We start from the raw sequence: 17,442 nt of genomic DNA on the forward strand, positions 1-17,442 counted from the left end.
TCAGCTGAAGCCGATCGCGCGCTGCGCGACCCGGTAGGCCAGGACCGTCACGCGCCGTCCCGCCGGACCGGGGAGGTTGGCGATCTGCCCGAGGCCCGACCAGCGCACCTGGTGGTAGAGCTGGGGGTCCTGGGCGCGCAGGCGCGACCAGAGCCGCTCCTTCTCCACGAGGCACGCGGGAGTCCCCGCGCGCACGAGCAGGATCGACGACACCGCGCAGATGATCTCCACGTAGTGCAGCAGGTAGCGGCGCAGGCGCCGGTCGGTCACCGGGGTCCGGGAGACGTGCTCGAGCATGAGCCAGTTGACGCGGAGCTGCTGGTCGAGCCGCTTGAGCATGACCGCCTCGTGCACGGACTGGTCCTCGCGGCCGATGAAGTACCGGTAGAGGTCGACGTCGAGGTAGTACAGCGTGCGGACGTGCGCGAGCGGCACCAGCGCGTACAGGTTGTCCACGTAGAACGTGTGCTCGGGGAGCCGCAGGCCCGCGTCGCGCAGCACCTGGGTCCGGTACATCAGCGCGTGCATCATCATGTACTGGCGCTTGGCGAAGCGGCGGGTCTGCGACCACGTGAGCACGCGCCCGCGCGGCAGCGCGCCGCGGTACCGGACGGCCGTCTTCACGCGCTTGCCGACCTTCTCGTACACGAAGTTGCTCACCAGCAGGTCGACGGGCTCCCCGCCGGGGGTGCCGGCGTCCACGAACCGGCGCACGAACCCGCGCAGCGTCGCGAGCACCTGGGCGAGCGCGGCACGGTCCACCCAGTCGTCGGCGTCCACGACCTTGAGGTACTCCCCGCGCGCGTGGTCGAGGCCGGTGTTGATCGCCGACCCGTGCCCGCCGTTGGCCTTGCGCAGCACGTGCACCTCGCCCGGGAACCGGTCCGCGTAGCCCTGGGCGAGCGCCGCCGTCCCGTCGGTGGAGCCGTCGTCGACGACGAGCACCTCCACCTCGGGACCGAACCCGACGAGCGAGTCGAGGGCGCGCGCCAGGTACGGCTCGGCGTTGAACGCCGGGACCACGACGGTCAGGAGCGGGGTCACGACGCACGCACCTCTCCGGCGTGCTCCGCCTCCGGCGCGGCCGGCGTCTCGGGCACCTGCTTGAAGATGACCTTGAAGATCGGGAAGAACACCCAGAACGAGATCGCGGCGTTGATGATCATCGTCGTGAAGTCCGCGAGGGTCTCGCCGGCGCCGCCCAGGCCCCACGTGTCGATGAACAGCTCGTAGATCGGCGTCTTGTACAGGCCCTGCGCGGCGGCCGCCGCGATCGAGATCACGACGTACGCGATGGTGTACCAGAGCGCGGCCTTCGCGACGGACGAGTTGGACTTGAACGTGATGGTGCGCTGAGCGAAGAAGTTGATCACCTGCGCCACCAGCAAGGTGATCTGCACGGCGAGGAAGTATGCCAGCCCCCCGCCACCGCCCGGGAGCGGGCCGGCGGCGTAGTCGAACACGTAGAACGTCGACCCGTCCGGGTTCGTCCCGACCGGCCAGACCTGGAACGCGACGTCGACCAGGGCGGTCATGCCGAAGACCCACTTGATGAGGGGCATGAGCGCGAGCTGCAGCACGGTGATGCCGTTGCTCAGCACGAGGAACACGACGAACTGCGCGGTCCCCGGTCGCTTCTCGGAGAACCGGCGCCAGGCGTCGCGGAGGCGGGTGAGCATGGGTGTTCCCTTTCGAGCGGGTCAGGCGTCGCCGCGCAGCGTGCGGGCGGTACGACGGTCGGCACGGCGGTTGCGGACGAACCCGCGCACGACGGCGCCGGTGCCGCGGAAGAAGTGGCCGTTGACGATGCGGACGATGCCGTCGACCATCGCGTCGTCGACCATGCCGCCGGTCATCTTCCCGATGGCCCGGAACGGCATGTTGAGCAGGAAGAGGACGTTGAGGTCCGGCGCGCCCTTGCGGTCCGCCGCGTCGCGCCGCCAGGACAGGACGCGGAACGCGAGCCGGGCGAGGGGCGAGCGCGCGTCGGCGAGGCGCGAGAGCGGGTCGTTCACGCCGAGCACCCCGGACCACGCCGCGGTCGGGACCGGTCGGCCGAGGAGCGCCGCGAACTGCGCGTCCGACACGTCGTGGACGCGTCCGGTGCGGTACGGCTCGGGCAGGTCGTCCTCGGTGCGCGGAGGCACCGTGCCGTCGAGCTCGACCGTCGCGCACAGCGGGAGGTCGTCGACGTGGGAGCCGACGAGCACCGACCAGGCACCCTGCTCGACCTGCCACGCCCCGGTCGCCACGTCCCAGTGCCGGAACGCCGCGTCCCCGAGGGGGACGGTGACCGTGCGCGACTCGCCCGGGTCGAGCTCGACGCGCGCGAACCCCGCGAGCGTGCGGTCCGGGCGGTGGACGCCCGGCGTCTCCCGGCGCACGTAGACCTGCACGACGTCCGCCCCCGCGACGGGCCCGGTGTTGGTGACCGTGACCGTCACGCCGACGGCTCCCGCGTCCGCGTCGACCACGAGGTCGGAGTGCGCGAACGTCGTGTACGACAGCCCGAAGCCGAAGGGGAACGCGACCGGGACGTCGGCGCTCGTGTAGTACCGGTAGCCGACGTACAGGCCCTCGCGGTAGACGGCGGTGCGCCCGGTCGCGGGGAACGACGCGGCGGTCGGGGTGTCCGCGAGCCGCACGGGCAGCGTCTCGGCGAGCCGCGCCGACGGGTTGACGGCGCCGGTGAGCACGTCGAGGACGCCCCCGGCCCCGGCCTGCCCCCCGAGGTAGCCGTGCACGAGCGCGCGAGCCGCGCCGAGCCACGGGGTGGAGATCGCGCCCCCGCCCGCGAGGACCACGACGGTCGCGGGGTTGACCGCGGCCACGGCCTCGAGGACCTCGACCTGCGCCGGGTGCAGCGCGAGCGTCGTGCGGTCCAGGCCCTCCGACTCGGCGATCTCGTCGAGACCGAGGAACAGCAGCACCGCGTCCGCGCCCTGCGCTGCCGCGACCGCCTCCTCGCGCAGCGCGGCGTCGGGCGTGCCGTCCCGGCGGAAGCCGGGCGCGAACGTCGTCAGCTCGAGCCCCGAGCCCTCGATCACGTCGAGCACGCTGTCGAGGCGCGTCGGGTTGACCGCGGAAGACCCGGAGCCCTGGTAGCGCGGGGTGCGCGCGAAGTCGCCGACGACCGCGACCCGGGTCCCCGCGGCGAGCGGCAGGATCGCGTCCTCGTTCTTGAGCAGCACCGCCGAGCGTGCCGCGACCTCGCGGGCGAGCACGTGGTGGGCGTCGGCGTCGACGGCCGGGGCGGTGCCCGGCTCGCGGGCCGCGGCGACGAGCCGCAGCACCTCCTCGGCGCGCGCGTCGAGGTCGGCCGCGTCGAGGCGGCCCGACCGCACGGCGTCGACGAGCCGGCGCGCCGAGCCCAGGCCGGCCGCCGGCATCTCGAGGGTGCCACCGGCCGCCGCGGCGGCGACGACGTCGTTCGAGCCGCCCCAGTCGGAGACGACGGCGCCGTCGAAACCCCACTCCCGGCGCAGGACCTGGGTGAGGAGGAACGGGTCCTCGTGGGCGTAGACGCCGTTGACGAGGTTGTACGACGACATGACCGTCCGGGGCCGGGCCTCCGCGACGACGATCCCGAACGCCGAGAGGTAGACCTCCCGGAGCGTGCGCTCGTCGACCACGGAGTCCGAGACCATGCGGCGCAGCTCCTGGGAGTTCACCGCGAAGTGCTTGGGGCACGCGGCGACGCCGTGGGACTGGATCCCGCGCACGTAGCCGGCGGCCATCCGGCCCGCGAGCAGCGGGTCCTCGGAGAAGTACTCGAAGTTGCGCCCGCCGAGCGGCGACCGCTTGATGTTGAGGCCCGGGCCGAGCAGCACGTCGACGTCCTGCGCCGCGGCCTCGGCGCCGAGCGCGGAGCCCACGCGCTCGGCCAGCTCGACGTCCCACGTGTTCGCCACGGCGGCCGCCGTCGGGAAGCACGTGGCCTCCTGCGAGGCCGCGATGCCGAGGTGGTCGGCCGCCCCGAGCTGCTTGCGGACGCCGTGCGGGCCGTCGGCCAGCCAGAGGGAGCGGACGCCGAGCCGCGGGAGGTCGTGCGTCTCCCACACGGTCTTCCCCGTCAGCAGGGCCGCCTTCTCCAGGAGCGTCAGGCTCGCGGTCGGGACGACGGCGGTCGTCGGCCCCGGGGTCGCGGCCGTCTCGCCGGCCGCGGCGGTGGTCTCGCCGTGGAGCTGCACGGTGCTCTCCTTGCGTGGTCGTGGGGTCATGCGGGGTGCGTCGGGCCGGTCCCGGGCAGGCCGGGGCCGGCCGTCGGCGGGTGCGCCGCGGACGGCGACTGGTCGGACGTGCGGGGCGGGGCCCGGGGCCGGACGGCCGTCCGGGCCCTGGCGTCGGGCCGGCGGTGGTGGGCGCCACCGGCCCGACGGCGCCGGGTGCCGGGTCTCCCGGGCGGTCGCCCGCCCGGGAGGCCCGGTGGTCACCGGCTACCGGGCGGCGGGGACCGCCGGCTCGGAGGCGGGTGCGGCGACCTCCTCGGCCGCCGACCGGTGCCGGCGGACGCGCCGGACCACGAGGAAGGCGCCGACCAGGACGAGCAGCCCGAGCAGGACGGACACGCCGATCTGGACGTAGACCCAGGTGGGCGGCGTGTACGTGACCGTCGCGCCGGGGGCGAGCCCGTTCATGGCGTTCGAGTTGGCCACCGTGAACAGGATGTTGTGGGTCGCGTTCCGGATGTCCGTGACGGCCTTCGCGGACGTCGTGTCGCCGAACGACTTCGACGGCTGGAAGGTGAGCGTCAGGTCCGTGCCCCCGTCGAGGCCCTCGTTGGGGTTCATGTACGGGTACAGGTTGAAGTCCGTGATCGCGAAGCCCTCGAAGCCCCACTCCCCGCGCAGCACGTCCGTCATGAGCGGCTTCGAGCCGCCCGTCCACGTCGCGCCGATGCGGTTGAAGGAGCTCATGATGCCGAGCGCCCCGACCGTCGTCTCCTCGATCGTGCCCTCGTCGTCCGCGATGTAGCGGACGTCCAGGGAGACGTCCTTGATCGCGAGCTCGAACGGCTTGAGGTAGATCTCGCGGATCGTCTGCTCGGTCGCCCAGGTCGCCGGGCCGTTGTCGACGCGGTTCGTCTCCTGCTCGTTGAGCGCGAAGTGCTTGAGCATCGTGTAGACGCCCTTGCTCGCCGCGCCGTTCGACACGGCGGCGGCCATGCGGCCCGAGAGGAGCGGGTCCTCCGAGTAGTACTCGAAGTTGCGGCCGCCGAACGGCGAGCGGTGCAGGTTCACCGCGGGCGCGTACCAGCCGTTGAGGCCCTTCTGCAGGGCCTCCTCGCCGATCATCGTGCCCATCGCGGTGCCGAGGTCGACGTCCCACGTCTGCGCGATGAGCACCTCGGACGGGTAGGCGACGCCGTTGATCGACGAGTTGATGAAGGACGAGAAGCCTGCCGGGCCGTCCGGCTCGACCGTCTGCGGCTTGGCGATCGAGGCGATCGCGGCCGTCTGGTACGCGCCGTTGAGGAGCATGTCCGTCATGTCGCCGACCGTCAGGGAGTCGAGCAGCTCCTCCCACCGCGGGTCGTCCTTGGGCAGGCCGCGCAGGTCGACGAGCGTCAGGTCGGAGCGCTCGCCCGTCGCCGGCATCTCGCCGTCGAACGCGGCGGCCTCGGCCTCGTGGTCCCAGGCGGCGAAGCCCTCCTGGGTGGCCTCGTCCGCGACCGACTGCTCGGCCGTCGGGGCCTGCGGGAACGTGCCCGCGAAGTCGGCGCGGGACATCGGGACGACCGTGCCGTCCGCGCCGTCGGCGCTGAAACGCGCGGAGACGTCGTCGAACCGGTTCGTCACCTCGGCGAGGTCCGACGCGCGGTGCTCCTCGCCCGTGTACACGACGTCGGACGCGACCGCGTAGGTGATCGGCTCGGTGCCCGCCGCGACGGTGTGGGAGTCGGTGCGCAGGCTGAGCGTGTAGTCGCCCGCCTCCAGGACGTACGCCTTCGCGCCCAGGTGGTCGTAGGACGCCATGTCCTCGACGGCGAGCTCGAGGGTCACCGTCTCGCTCGCGCCCGGCGCGATCGTCCCGGTCTTGGCGAAGTCGCCGAGGACGACCTCGGACTTCTCGATCCCGCCGGGCGTGTACGGCGCGGAGTAGTAGAGCTCGACGACGTCGCGGCCGGCGACCGTGCCCGTGTTCGTCACCTCGACCGTGACCGCGACGGTCCCGTCGACGTCGCCCGCCTCGGTGGCCGTGACCGCCCACGCGAAGTCGGTGTAGCTCAGGCCGTAGCCGAACGGGTAGACCACCGCGTCGTCGTAATCGATGAAGCCCTCGGCCGCAGCGGTCTCGTAGTAGCGGTACCCGACGTAGATGCCCTCGCTGTAGTTCACGAACGGCGCGTTGCTCGTGACGGTCGCGTTGGACGTCGCCTTCTCGACCGCCGAGACGGGGTAGGACGCCTCGACGTTCGAGTAGAAGAAGCTCCCGAAGTTGGCGAACGTCGGGTCGGCCGTGAAGTCGGCGGCCCACACGTCGACCGTGCGGCCGGACGGGTTGACCTCGCCCGTGAGGACCGACCCCAGGGCGTTGAAGCCGGTGGCGCCGGGCGAGCCCGCGAGGAGGATCGCGTCGACCTCCGGGTCGGCCTGCAGCTCGCCGAGCTCCAGCGTCGTGGACGCGTTGACGACCACGACGACCGTCTCGAAGCTCGACTTCGCGAGCGCGATCAGGTCCTTCTCGTCCTTGTTCAGCTCGAGCTGGTGCTGACCGGGCTCGGCGTGGTCGTCCCAGCCGGTCATGTCGCGCGTGAGGTCGCCGCCCTCGCCGCCGGGGCGGCCGATCGTGACGATCGCGGCGTCGCCGAACTCGGCGAACGTCCCGGACCGCGCCTCGTAGTCGCCGACGGGCAGCTCGCCGACGGTGTAGCTCGACGCGTCGGGGTTGTCCATCTCGATGTGGCCGCGCGGGTTCTCCGCCGCGAACGCCTCGATCGTGGCGTAGACCTCGTCGTTGACCGTGAGGCCCGCGTTCTCGAGGCCCCCGCGGACGGTCACGGCCGAGTTCGTGTCGACCGAGCCGGAGCCCGAGCCGCCGAACACCGGGTCCGCGGACGCGCGGCCCAGCATGGTCACGCGGGCGTCGGGCGTGAGGGGCAGCGCGCCGGCCTCGTTCTTCGCGAGGACGATGCCGCCGGCCGCGATCTCCTCGACGAGGGTCTTCGCGGCCTCGTCGACGGACTCCTGGCTGTCGTGCTCGGCCGTGTAGTACGCGGTGTCCCAGCCCGAGGACTCCTCGGAGTTGGTGAACGTGTAGGTGCCGGACCCGAGCTGGGACGCGACCCAGCCGCCTGCGACGTTGAGCGCGACGTTCGCGACGACGACGAGCACGGTCACCGTCGCGAGCACGGGGACCCAGATCCACAGGAACTTCTTGTTCGACATCGGTGTCCTGGCACCGTCGGCGTTCTTCGCCCTGGCGTTCACTGCATTCCTCCTCGAGTGCGGCCCGTTCCTCAGGCTAGGAGCGGGGTACGGCGCCGCCCGCCGCGGCTGCACGATCGGTCGTTTCTGCGGCACGGACGGTCGTCCGTGCTCGACCCGTGCCGTCCGGTGCCCCCGCCGCCCGCCTCGCCGTCCGCCCGGCGAGGCGGGCGGGGAGGCGGACGGCGGGGAGCGGTGCGGCTACTCCCCGGCCGGGGTGATGGTGCCGTCCTGGTCGATCTGCCACGTCTCGCCGGTCTCGGCGGAGTCGGCCTCGATCGTGTACTTCCCGTCCTTGATGTCGACCGTGCCCTGGACGCGCGAGGCGGCGTCGGAGGGGACGAACGGCACCACGAGGAGGCCGTACTTGACCGTCGGCTCCTTGACGTCGCTGGCGAGCATGATCTGCGCCCAGCTGTCGTCCTCCGCGAGCGCGTCGGCGACCGCCGTGCGCGCGTTCTCCAGGTCGGTCGCCACGTCGACGTCGGTCGCCTGGCTCTCGGACGACGACGGCCCGGCGGCGGAGTCGTCGCCGTTCCCGCACGCCGTCAGCCCGAAGGCCCCCGTGACGGCGACGAGCAGCCCGATCCCCGTGGTCAGCGCCTTGTTCCGCTTCACTTCCAGCTCCTTGGTTCGTTCGTGCCGCGGGCCCACCCCGCGGCCTGGTCGGGGTCGGACGGCGCCGGACGGGCGCCGTCCGCCCCGGGCGGGCGGCCGCTCGTGCGACCGCCCGCCCGTGCGGTCCGTCAGTCCGTGATCGGCCCGCCGTAGCTCAGCCCGAAGCCGTAGTCGTAGGCGTTGCCCGCGGCGTCGGTGTAGGGCGTCATGTCCTTCGCGACGTCCTCCTGCTGCGCCTCGACCGTGTCCATGTCCTTCGGGAGCTGGACGGGCAGGCGGCCCTGGGGCTCGTGGAGGCCGAGCACGACCTCGAGGAGCGCCTGGTCGCTCGTGCCGAAGCCGACGACGATCGCGTCGGACGCGGCCTCGAACTCGGCCGGGACGACCGGGTTGGTCGCCTTGAGGACGGTGACGACCGGGATGTCCTTGCCGGTCGCCTCGACGGCCGCCACGGCGCGCTCGAACGCGTCGAGGTCCGACTCGTTCGCGATCTTCGACGTGCTCCCGAAGTAGGAGCGGTTCTGGCGCGTGCCGTCCGGGAGCAGGTCGCCGGAGATCGAGGTCTGGCGCACGTTCGGGCCGTCCGCGGTGTACGGGCGGTACTGCAGCGACAGCGGGTACCAGGTGTCGTTCTCGAGGTCGTGCCCGATGTTCGAGAACGTGCCGCCGTTGTCCGGGCTGTCCATGCCGACGAGCACGAGGTCGACGTCCGACAGGTCGGGAGCGGTGTAGCTCGTGACCTTGTCGTCGGCGTCCGTGACGGCCTCGTCGGTGAGCACGGTGCCGAAGTACTGCTCGGCCACCTCGAGGTCGATCCCGGCGCCCTCGGTGTACTCGCCCGGACCGAACGAGCTCGCGAAGCCGGTGTTGTAGCTGCGCGGGATGTAGACGGTCTTGTCCTTCCACGCCTCGGCGTCCGCGGCGGTGACCGTCTCGCCGTCGTTCTTCAGCAGGACCACGGAGTCGAGCTGCGCCGCGTAGCCCGCGTCGACCTTGTCGTCGCTCGCCAGGACCGCCGTGGACTCGTCGAGGTCCAGGTACGCGTTCTCGTACAGGCCCGGGTTGAAGAACATCGTGAGGATGCGCGCGCCGGACTCGCGGAAGCGCGTGTCGGCGTCGACGTCGTTCGTGCCGGCCTCGAAGTCGGCCTGCCACATCTCGTGGGCCGCGAGGACCGGCGCGACGTCGTTGTTGCCGCCGAACATGTCGTGCCCGGTCTTGAGGATCTCGTAGTGGCGCTGCTCCTTGGTGAGGTCCTCGGCGCCCCAGCCGGTCGCGATGACCGCGCCCTCGTCGTTCATCCCGGTCGTGACGCCCCAGTCGGTGACGACGACGCCCTGGTAGCCGTTCTCCTCGCGGAGCAGGTTCATGCGCGTGTCGTCGTACGCCGTGCCGACGCGCTCGCCGAACAGCGGCTCGCCCTCGCCGTCGAGCGCGATCGAGTACGCCGACATGACGGCCGCGGAGTCGAGCGACCCGAGGAACGCCTCGGTGTGCGCGTCGAAGTTGCCGCCGGGGTAGACGCCGTACTTGCCGGCGTCGGTGTGGGCCTCGCGGCCGCCCTCGCCGGGGCCGTCGCCCGCCCAGTGCTTGATCATCGCGTTGACGGACTCGGGGCCCCAGCCGTCCTGGCCGGTCGTGCTCTGGTAGCCGTCCACGTAGGCGGCGGCCAGCTCCGTGTTCTGCTCGACGTCCTCGCCGAACGTGCCGCCGACGCGCAGCCACCGCGGCTCGGTCGCGAGGTCGATCTGCGGGCTGAGGGCCGTCGTGATCCCCAGCGCGCGGTACTCCGCGGAGGACATCTCGGCGAAGTTGTCCATGTGCTCGACGTCGAACGTCGCGGCGAGGCCGAGGTTCGACGGCCACCGCGAGATGTCGGCGCCCTCGGCGTTGTAGCCGCCGGAGCCCGCGGTCGAGCGCGGGTCGGAGGCGAAGTTCACCGGGACGTAGGGCTCGTCGGCGGTCGCGAGCGACTCGGCGTAGGCCTGCATCTCGTTGGCCCACGTGACGGTCGCCTCGACGTCGCTCGGGCCCGCGTGCAGGACGTTGCGCAGGTGGGAGTCCGTCAGGTACTCCTTCTGGGCGTCCGTGAGGCCGTCGGCCTGCGACCGCTCGTGCGAGCTGAAGAGCATGAGCCCCGCGATCTGCTCGATCGTGAGCTCCTCGGCGAGGGCCGCCGCGCGCTCCTCCGCCGGCTCGCGCCAGTCCTCCCACGTGTCGAGCGTCCCGTTCGCGTTCATGTCCTTGAACGCGAGCTCCTGGCCGTCGACCTCCTCGGTGAGGAGCTCGACCGCGCTGTCCTTGCCGTAGGAGAGCGTGGGCCCGTCGCCCGGGTTGTCGACGACCACGAAGGACGTGGTCCCGTCCGTGACCTCCCGGGTCGTGAACGCGTCGGCCGCGCTCTCGTCGTCCGTGGTGCCCGCCGTGCATCCCGCCGCGGCCACGAGCGCGAGGCTCGCGAGCGCCGCCGCTCCCTTGACGCGGCCCGCCCGGTTGTCGCGGTGTCCCGCCGTTGTCGTTGTCTTCATCGACCTTCCCTTGTCGTCTCCGCGCCCACCCGCTCCGCACCGACCCCGGCGACCCACCCGGAGGCGCGTGCGTGGCGCAGCGAGCTCTGCGAACCCGTCGAGGCCCGGGACGTCGTGGTCCCTGAGCCGCGCCGTCACGCTATGGACGCGGCGGACGGCGGGGGCGGCCTGGTGCACGAACCGTCGCTTTGCGTCCACGAACGGTCGTCGAGGTCACGGCCGGGTCACGGTGAGCGGGTCGCAAGTCCCGCCCGGAGGGGCCGTCCGGCGGCCTCCGACGCGGCGGTGCGTGGCCGCGCGGCGGTCCGTGACCCCGGCCGGGGTCCGTGGCCGCGGGGCGCGGGTCTACGCCGGGTGCGTGGCCGACGCCGCCTGCCGGGGCGAGCCCGAGGGCGGGCGGTCCTCCGGCATGGGCAGCAGGACGCGCAGGAGGAACCAGCGGTCCTCGGTGTTCACGGTCATCGACCCGCCGTACTTCTCCGCGGTGTACCGGATGGACTTGAGCCCGTACCCGTGCCGGGTGCGGTCGGCGCGCCGGGTGACGATGTCCCCGCCCTCGGTGCGGAGCTCGCCGGAGAAGTAGTTCTCGACCGTGAGCAGCACGAAGCGGTCGCGCGCGTAGACCGCGACCTTGATGATCCGCCGCTCCGGGTCGGGGACGGCCATGACGCCGTCGATCGCGTTGTCCAGGGCGTTGCCGAACACCGCGGCGACGTCCATCGCGGACATGAAGTCGAGCAGGGCGCCGTCGACCACGCACGTGAGGTCGATGTCCCGCTCCGCGCACTCCTGGCTCTTGGTCGTGAGGATCACGTCGAGCACGCCGTTGCCGGTGTCGGCCTGCCGGGCGTGGCCGGAGATGCTGGCCTCCAGGTGGTCGAGGTAGGACGCGCGCCGGCCCGGGTCCGCCTCGGCGCGGATCACCCCGATCTGGTGCTTGAGGTCGTGGTACTTGCGGTGGACGATCTGCATGTTCCGCTTCGACTGCAGGTACTGCTCGTGCTGCCGGCGCAGCATCTCGTCGATGGCGCGCACCTCGGACCGCGCCTGGTGCTGGAGCCGCTGGCCCTGCTGGGCGTAGAGGGCCACGAACCCGCACAGGTCGACGAGCGTGCGGATGTAGAAGATCTCGAGCCCGAGGCGTCCGCTGAACGGCGTGTTCGCGTTGAGGAAGCTGATGTTGCTCATGAAGAACGTGACGAGCGCGATCGCGACCGCCGACGCGAGCTCGCCGACCGTGACGTCGAGCTCCTGGTCGGGGCGGAAGTGGCGGGACTCGACGACGTACGCGACCCCGTACCCCACCGCGTACACGAGGACGAAGAACGCGACCTGCCAGGCGGTGCCGGGTCGGCCGTCGGGCAGGAAGAAGAAGCAGTGGACCTGCCAGTGCAGCGCCGCCACGAGCTCGGCGAGCACGAGCGCGCGCGCCGCGAAGTACCCCGCGTCGCGCGCCGAGACGCGGGCCGCCGCGACGATGAACCCGTACATGCACGCGACCGCGGCGGCCATCCCGACGGTCCACAGCTGGCGCGGGAGCAGGTCGGCGAGCGCCTGGACCCCGACCTGCGCGGCGAGGGCGGCGACGGCGAGCGCCACGAGCCGGGCCCGCGGCAGGCGCGGTCGGCGCAGGAGCACGTAGACCAGGCACGCGAGCCACTCCGCGAGGCCGGTCAGCGCGCGCGGGATGTCGGGCAGGGTCGCCATGAGGTCGGTCGCGGCGCTCATGCCCGTCGCGCCCCGAGGTAGTCGGTCAGCGCCGCGAGGAACGCCTTCTTCCGCGCCCGGCTGATGAGCAGGTCGTGCCCGCCGACCAGGAGCACGCTGCTGCCCTGGACCGCGAGCACGTGCCGCAGGTTCACGAGGTAGCCGCTGTTGCTCCGGAAGAAGTCCCGGCCCTCCAGCTGGGCCTCGAGCGCCTTGAGCGGCCCGACGACGGAGTGCCTCCCGTCCACCGTGTGCACGGTGGTGCGGTGCTTCGCGCTCTCGAGGAAGACGATGTCGTCGGTCGCGACGCGGGCCAGGCCGCCGTCGACCGCGAGCAGGAGGTAGTCGGCCGACCGCCGTCGGAGCCGGGCCACGGACCGCTTGAGCTCCTGGGAGAACGCGAAGTACCGCAGCGGCTTGAGCATGTAGCTCAGCGCGTCGACCTCGTACCCCTTGATCGCGTGCTGGGTCATGTTGGTGATGAAGATCAGGACGACGTCCGCGTCGACCTGGCGGATGCGGCGGGCGGCGCTGAAGCCGTCGAGGTTCGGCATCTCGACGTCGAGCAGCAGGATGTCGAAGTCCGGCCGGTACCCGGTGACCACCTGCTCGCCGTCGGCGAAGAGCGCGACGGCGAACTGCTCGCCGTGCTCCTGCTCGTAGCGTCGCAGGTACTCCACGAGCAGCGCGCTGCTCGCGGGGTCGTCCTCCACGATGCCGATCCTGATCACGATGCCGTTCTCCAGGGACTGCGCCCCCGGGGCGTGGCCCGACGACCGGACACCTCCGTGCGCCGTCGCGGCCTCGCCCCCGCCTACGTTGCCGATGAGCCCGCCGTCGTGCGGCGGATCCCGAACATTATGGGCCACCCGGCGGAGAAACGGGCCACCCGGTAGGGATTTCGGTCAGCGCAGGTCCCGGACGTACGCGGCGGCGCCGTCGTACGCAGCGATCCGCCGCTCGTAGTACGTCGCGATGATGAGCAGCAGGCCGCCCGCCGCGGCGAGCGTGAGCATCCACGGCCCGGCGGAGATACGCGTGCCGAGCTGCGAGACGAAGACCACGAGGATCTCGACCGGCAGCACCGCGACGCCCAGCAGGAACGGTGCCGCGAGGTGCTTGCGCGTCCCGACGAGGACCGCCGCGAGCGCGAGCACGACGACGAGCATCGCGCGCCACGTGCGCGCGTCGGTGTACGTCGCGAGCACCGACGGCCCGACGAGCGCGAGGAGCCCGGGCGCGAGGGTGCGCCACGACCCGACGACGCCGACGGGCCAGCCGCCGAGGGGCCGGGCCGTGCGCGCGGGCGCGGCCGGGAGACCGCTCGGTCCGCCCGCGGCGGTGCCCGCCGTGCCCGCGATTCCCGCCGTGCTCGTCGTGCTCGTCGTGCCCGCGGTGCCCGCCGCGAGCGCGAGGTAGCCCGCGACGAGGAGCCCGGCGCCGAGCGGGAGGGAGAAGACCTCGACGCGCAGCTCGCGCGGCGACCACGCGCCGATCGCGGCGACGAGGGCGAGCAGCCACAGGAACCACGCGGGCGGGAGGTCGAGCCGCCCGCGCACGGCGCGACGCACTCCCACCACGAGCACCGCGAGCAGCGCGACCTCGACGAGCCAGACCGTCGCGATGACGCCCCACACGGGCCGCACGTTCGCGACGGCGCCGACCACCACGAGCGTCAGGGCGGGCGCGACGGCCCAGCGCCGCGCCGCCGCAGCGCCGCGACCCGACGCCGCGCGCGCCGCGACGAGCCCGGCACCGAGCGCCACGCCGCCCGCCGCGAGCGCCCACGCGAACCCGAGGACGAACAGCGCGCCACCGCCGGGCACGTGGGCGACGTGCACCGACTCCACCGTCCCGGCGACCGCGGCGAGCACCGCGGCTCCGGCGAGCCGGAGTGCACCGGCCCGCCGCCACGCGCTGCGGGTCGTCGCGGCCGGGGCGACGCCGCCCGCCGTCGTGCCCTGCCGGAGCAGCACCGCACCGGCCACCGCCACCGCACCGGCGACGACGAGCAGCGACGCGCGGACGTCGCCCGCGCCCGGGGCCGCGCCCAGGACGAGCACCGACGGCACGACGAGCAGCACGAGACCCGCGCCCGCGAGCTCCCACCAGCGCCGCGCACGGCGAGCGAGGAGCGCGCCCACGACGACGGCGGCGAGCGCGGGCGGCGCGGTGTACGCCTCGACGAGCCCGACCTCGGCGGCAGCGAGCGCCGTCCACAGCGCCGCGGTGCCCAGGACGGCGGCGAGCCACCACTCCCCTCGCCGATCGCGGTCGCGGGCGGCGAGCCCTGCACCGACGGCGAGCAGGAGCAGCACGGCGACGGCGATCGTCGGCCCCGCGGCGGGGCGCCCGTAGGCGAGCCCGACCGCGATGGCCCCCGTCACGGCCGCGCTCGCCTCGACGGCGACGCGACCCGCGCCGAGGTCGAGCCGTGCCGCGAGCGGCCGGGCCCCCGCGAGGGCCGCCGCGACGAGGACGGCGACGACGGGCAGGACGACGGGCGAGCCGCTGCCCGAGAGCACGAGCGCGCCCGCGCTCACCACGGCGACCGCCGCCGTCGGGAGCACGAGGGCCGCGGCGAGGACGCGCAGCGCCGTCACCGAGCCCGGGCGCCGGGAGCCGACCAGCACGACCTCGAGAGCGAGCATCGCGAGGCACGCCGCGACGGACCAGGTGCTGCGCTCGTCGACGACGGTGAGCACGCCGAGCCCGAACGGCACGGCCGTCACGCCGAGGACCGCCCACCACGAGTCCCGGTCGACGCGCGGGGCGAGCGTCACCGCGAGCGCCGCGAGCGAGGCGACGCCGGACACCCCGCACAGCACGGCGACCGTCCCGGCGCCGCTCCACGCGAGCGTCACCCCGAGCACGAGCAGCGCGTACCCGTACGCGACCCCGACGAGGGGCGCGTGCAGGGCGCGCGGCGCGGCGGCGCGCGCCGCGAGCAGGAGCAGGCCGACGACGACGGCCCCGGCGGTCGCCGTCGGGCGCGCGACCCACGACCCGGCGACGAGGAGGACGAGCGCGAGGACCGTGCCCGCGACGGCGGCGGCGTGCGCGGCCCGCCGCTCGGACCGGCCGACGGGCAGCAGACCGTGGCGGACGGCGGTCCGCGGGCCGGGCACGACGCGCGCGACGGGGCGCAGGGCGCGTCCCAGCCCGCGCCGGACGGCGCGCACGACGGCCCCGGGAAACGGGGCGTCCGCGGCGGCCGTCGCCGAGCGGTCGGTCCCGGCGGGCGCGGCGGCCGGGGCCGGCCGCGCCGTCGCGACGAGCAGCACCGCGACGAGCAGCGCGAGCAGGACGAGCGACGTGACCCCTGCGAGGCGCGGGTCGAGCACGAGGGTGAGGACGAGCGCGAGCGCCGCCCAGGGCGCGAGCGCGCGCCCGGTCACGACGAGCGGCGCCGTCCCGAGCCGCGGCGCCCCACCGAGGAGGGGCGGCGCGGTCCGCGACGTGCGCAGCGGGAGCCGGGCCGCGACGAGCAGGACGACGAGCACGGAGAGGAGACCGACGAGCGTGCCGTCGAGCAGCGTCGCGCCGACGGTCCCGGGCGCCGTGCCCTCGCCCGCCAGCCCGGCGGACAGGACACCCACGCCCAGCGGCGCGGCGTCGAGCACGGTGCTCGTCCCCGCGGTCGGGGTCACGAGCACCTCGGCGGCCCGCAGGCCCGCGAGCGCGAGGGCGGGGCCCGCCATGACGAGCACGACGACGGCGGCCCCGAGCAGCGCGTCGGAGCGGCCGACCGCGGGGACGGGTGTCCGGAGCACCCCCGCCGACACGCGGCGGCCGGTGAGCACCAGCACGACGACCCACGCGAGCGCGCCGAGCGCGGGCGCGAGACCCACGAAGCCGACGCCGTCGCCCGTGCCGAGCAGCGCGCCGGCGAGCACCGCCGCGGCGCCGCCGACCGCGTACCAGCGCCGCTCGCCCGTCGTGACCCGGAGCAGCGTCGCGACGAGCGCCGCCCCGAGCGCGACGAGCGCCGCACCCGCTCCCCCGGGCAGCCCCGGCGGCGCGGCGACGGTGAGCCCGACGAGGACCGCGAGGAGCACGGCGACCGTGCGCACGACGCCCAGGAACCCGCGCTCCGCGCCGAGGGTGCCGCCCACGCGCGCGCCGGCCGCCGCGGCGACGGGGCCCGCGACCGCCGTCAGGCACGCCGTCACGAGGAGCGCGACGGCCCAGCCCCACGACGCCTGCGCCGCGGGCGCGGCGACCAGCGGCACGAGCGGACCGAGCACGACGGCGCCCGTCACCCAGGCCCGGACGCGCGCCCGCTCGCCCACGACGCCGAGGCCGACGAGCACGACGGCGAGCAGCGTCGCACGCGCCGCGGCGGCACCCACCGGGTCGAGCGCCCAGGCGCTGAGCGCGAGCTCGACGTCGACCAGCGCGAGCACCACGGCCAGCGCCGCGACGGCCTCCGCGGACGACCGCAGGCCGCGCGACCGCAGGAGCACCGCGGCGCCGACCGTGAGGGCGGTGACCACCCCGGTGACGAGGGCGCGCAGGGCCAGGTCGTCGGCGAACGTGAAGAACACGAAGACGACGGCGGCCACGGCGAGCAGCCCGGCCCCCGCCCCGGCGAGCACGGGCTGGAGGCCGACGGACCGCGCGGGCGCCGCACCCGGACCGACGCCACCGGCGCGCGCGCCCGCAGGCCCCAGCACAGGTACTGGCACAGGCACGACCGGGCCGGCCGTTCCGGGACGCGCCGGTCCACCCCGTCCGGCCACGGGCGACAGGGTCGACGAGCGAGGCCCCGCCGCGCCGCGCCCGGCCGTGTCGAGCGGGCGCATCGGCGGCGGGCCCGCCGGGGCACCCCAGCCGCCGCCCGCTGCTGCGCCGGGTCGGCCACCGCGCAGGGCGCCGGGGAGCGTGCCGGGCGGGGCCGCGACGGCGGCACGGGCGGCCCACGCGGCCGCCTCGGGCTGGGCGGCCCGGAGCGTGTCGAGGGCGGTCTGGCGCCGCCGGAGCGCGTCGGCCGCCTCGGTCGACGCCGCCGCCACCTCGAACGCGAGCGGCCCGACGAGGTCGAGCAGGCACCGGTCGCACCGCGACGACCGCAACGGCGCGGCGCACGCGGGGCAGGAACGCGTCTCGGGGAGTCGCGCCAGCGCGACGTCGACCCACGGCTCTCTCATGACGGACATCCT

Annotated in this window: 9 protein-coding genes; all 9 read right to left on the bottom strand. The window is 74.2% G+C overall.

Annotation, left to right across the window (positions count from 1 at the left end; translation table 11 throughout):
* The 9 genes from B9L22_RS05210 to B9L22_RS05250 all read right to left on the bottom strand — a co-directional run bounded on the left by B9L22_RS05210 (window position 1) and on the right by B9L22_RS05250 (window position 17,430).
* Entirely contained in the window at window positions 1-1,044 is a 1,044-nt protein-coding gene (locus tag B9L22_RS05210) for a glycosyltransferase family 2 protein (protein ID WP_043658914.1), read from the bottom strand.
* Window positions 1,041-1,679 carry a hypothetical protein gene (locus B9L22_RS05215; protein ID WP_043658912.1) on the bottom strand — a complete coding sequence of 213 codons (639 nt, stop codon included), beginning with the start codon at window positions 1,677-1,679 and terminating at the stop codon, window positions 1,041-1,043. The genes B9L22_RS05210 and B9L22_RS05215 overlap by 4 nt, the downstream gene beginning before the upstream one ends.
* 21 nt (window positions 1,680-1,700) lie before the next feature.
* Window positions 1,701-4,220: a glycoside hydrolase family 3 C-terminal domain-containing protein gene (locus tag B9L22_RS05220; RefSeq protein WP_086149439.1), complete on the bottom strand. Its 2,520-nt coding sequence runs from the start codon at window positions 4,218-4,220 to the stop codon at window positions 1,701-1,703.
* A 216-nt stretch (window positions 4,221-4,436) separates the two neighbouring features.
* On the bottom strand, window positions 4,437-7,430 hold the full coding sequence (locus B9L22_RS05225; protein ID WP_233139732.1) for a glycoside hydrolase family 3 C-terminal domain-containing protein: 2,994 nt from the start codon (window positions 7,428-7,430) through the stop codon (window positions 4,437-4,439).
* A gap of 198 nt (window positions 7,431-7,628) precedes the next feature.
* Complete coding sequence (locus B9L22_RS05230) at window positions 7,629-8,045, bottom strand: hypothetical protein (RefSeq protein ID WP_086149441.1); 417 nt, start codon at window positions 8,043-8,045, stop codon at window positions 7,629-7,631.
* 128 nt (window positions 8,046-8,173) lie between these two features.
* Window positions 8,174-10,573 (bottom strand): glycoside hydrolase family 3 N-terminal domain-containing protein, encoded by a 2,400-nt coding sequence (locus tag B9L22_RS05235; RefSeq protein WP_086149442.1) that lies wholly within the window; start codon window positions 10,571-10,573, stop codon window positions 8,174-8,176.
* Between the two features lie 345 nt (window positions 10,574-10,918).
* Window positions 10,919-12,301 (bottom strand): ATP-binding protein, encoded by a 1,383-nt coding sequence (locus tag B9L22_RS05240; protein ID WP_086149443.1) that lies wholly within the window; start codon window positions 12,299-12,301, stop codon window positions 10,919-10,921.
* Entirely contained in the window at window positions 12,298-13,011 is a 714-nt protein-coding gene (locus B9L22_RS05245; RefSeq protein ID WP_031317155.1) for a LytTR family DNA-binding domain-containing protein, read from the bottom strand. The genes B9L22_RS05240 and B9L22_RS05245 overlap by 4 nt, the downstream gene beginning before the upstream one ends.
* Before the next feature lie 174 nt (window positions 13,012-13,185).
* Complete coding sequence (locus B9L22_RS05250) at window positions 13,186-17,430, bottom strand: SCO7613 C-terminal domain-containing membrane protein (RefSeq protein WP_143317076.1); 4,245 nt, start codon at window positions 17,428-17,430, stop codon at window positions 13,186-13,188.
* Between the last annotated feature and the right edge of the window lie 12 nt (window positions 17,431-17,442).

Source organism: Cellulosimicrobium sp. KWT-B, from assembly GCF_002127155.1.
Classification (GTDB): Bacteria; Actinomycetota; Actinomycetes; order Actinomycetales; family Cellulomonadaceae; genus Cellulosimicrobium; species Cellulosimicrobium funkei.

What these genes read in the sequence shown, in the direction of transcription:
- B9L22_RS05250 (WP_143317076.1), bottom strand. Translation starts at nt 17,430, where the DNA reads ATGAGAGAGCCGTGGGTCGACGTCGCGCTGGCGCGACTCCCCGAGACG.
- B9L22_RS05235 (WP_086149442.1), bottom strand. Translation starts at nt 10,573, where the DNA reads ATGAAGACAACGACAACGGCGGGACACCGCGACAACCGGGCGGGCCGC.
- B9L22_RS05215 (WP_043658912.1), bottom strand. Translation starts at nt 1,679, where the DNA reads ATGCTCACCCGCCTCCGCGACGCCTGGCGCCGGTTCTCCGAGAAGCGA.
- B9L22_RS05240 (WP_086149443.1), bottom strand. Translation starts at nt 12,301, where the DNA reads ATGAGCGCCGCGACCGACCTCATGGCGACCCTGCCCGACATCCCGCGC.
- B9L22_RS05220 (WP_086149439.1), bottom strand. Translation starts at nt 4,220, where the DNA reads ATGACCCCACGACCACGCAAGGAGAGCACCGTGCAGCTCCACGGCGAG.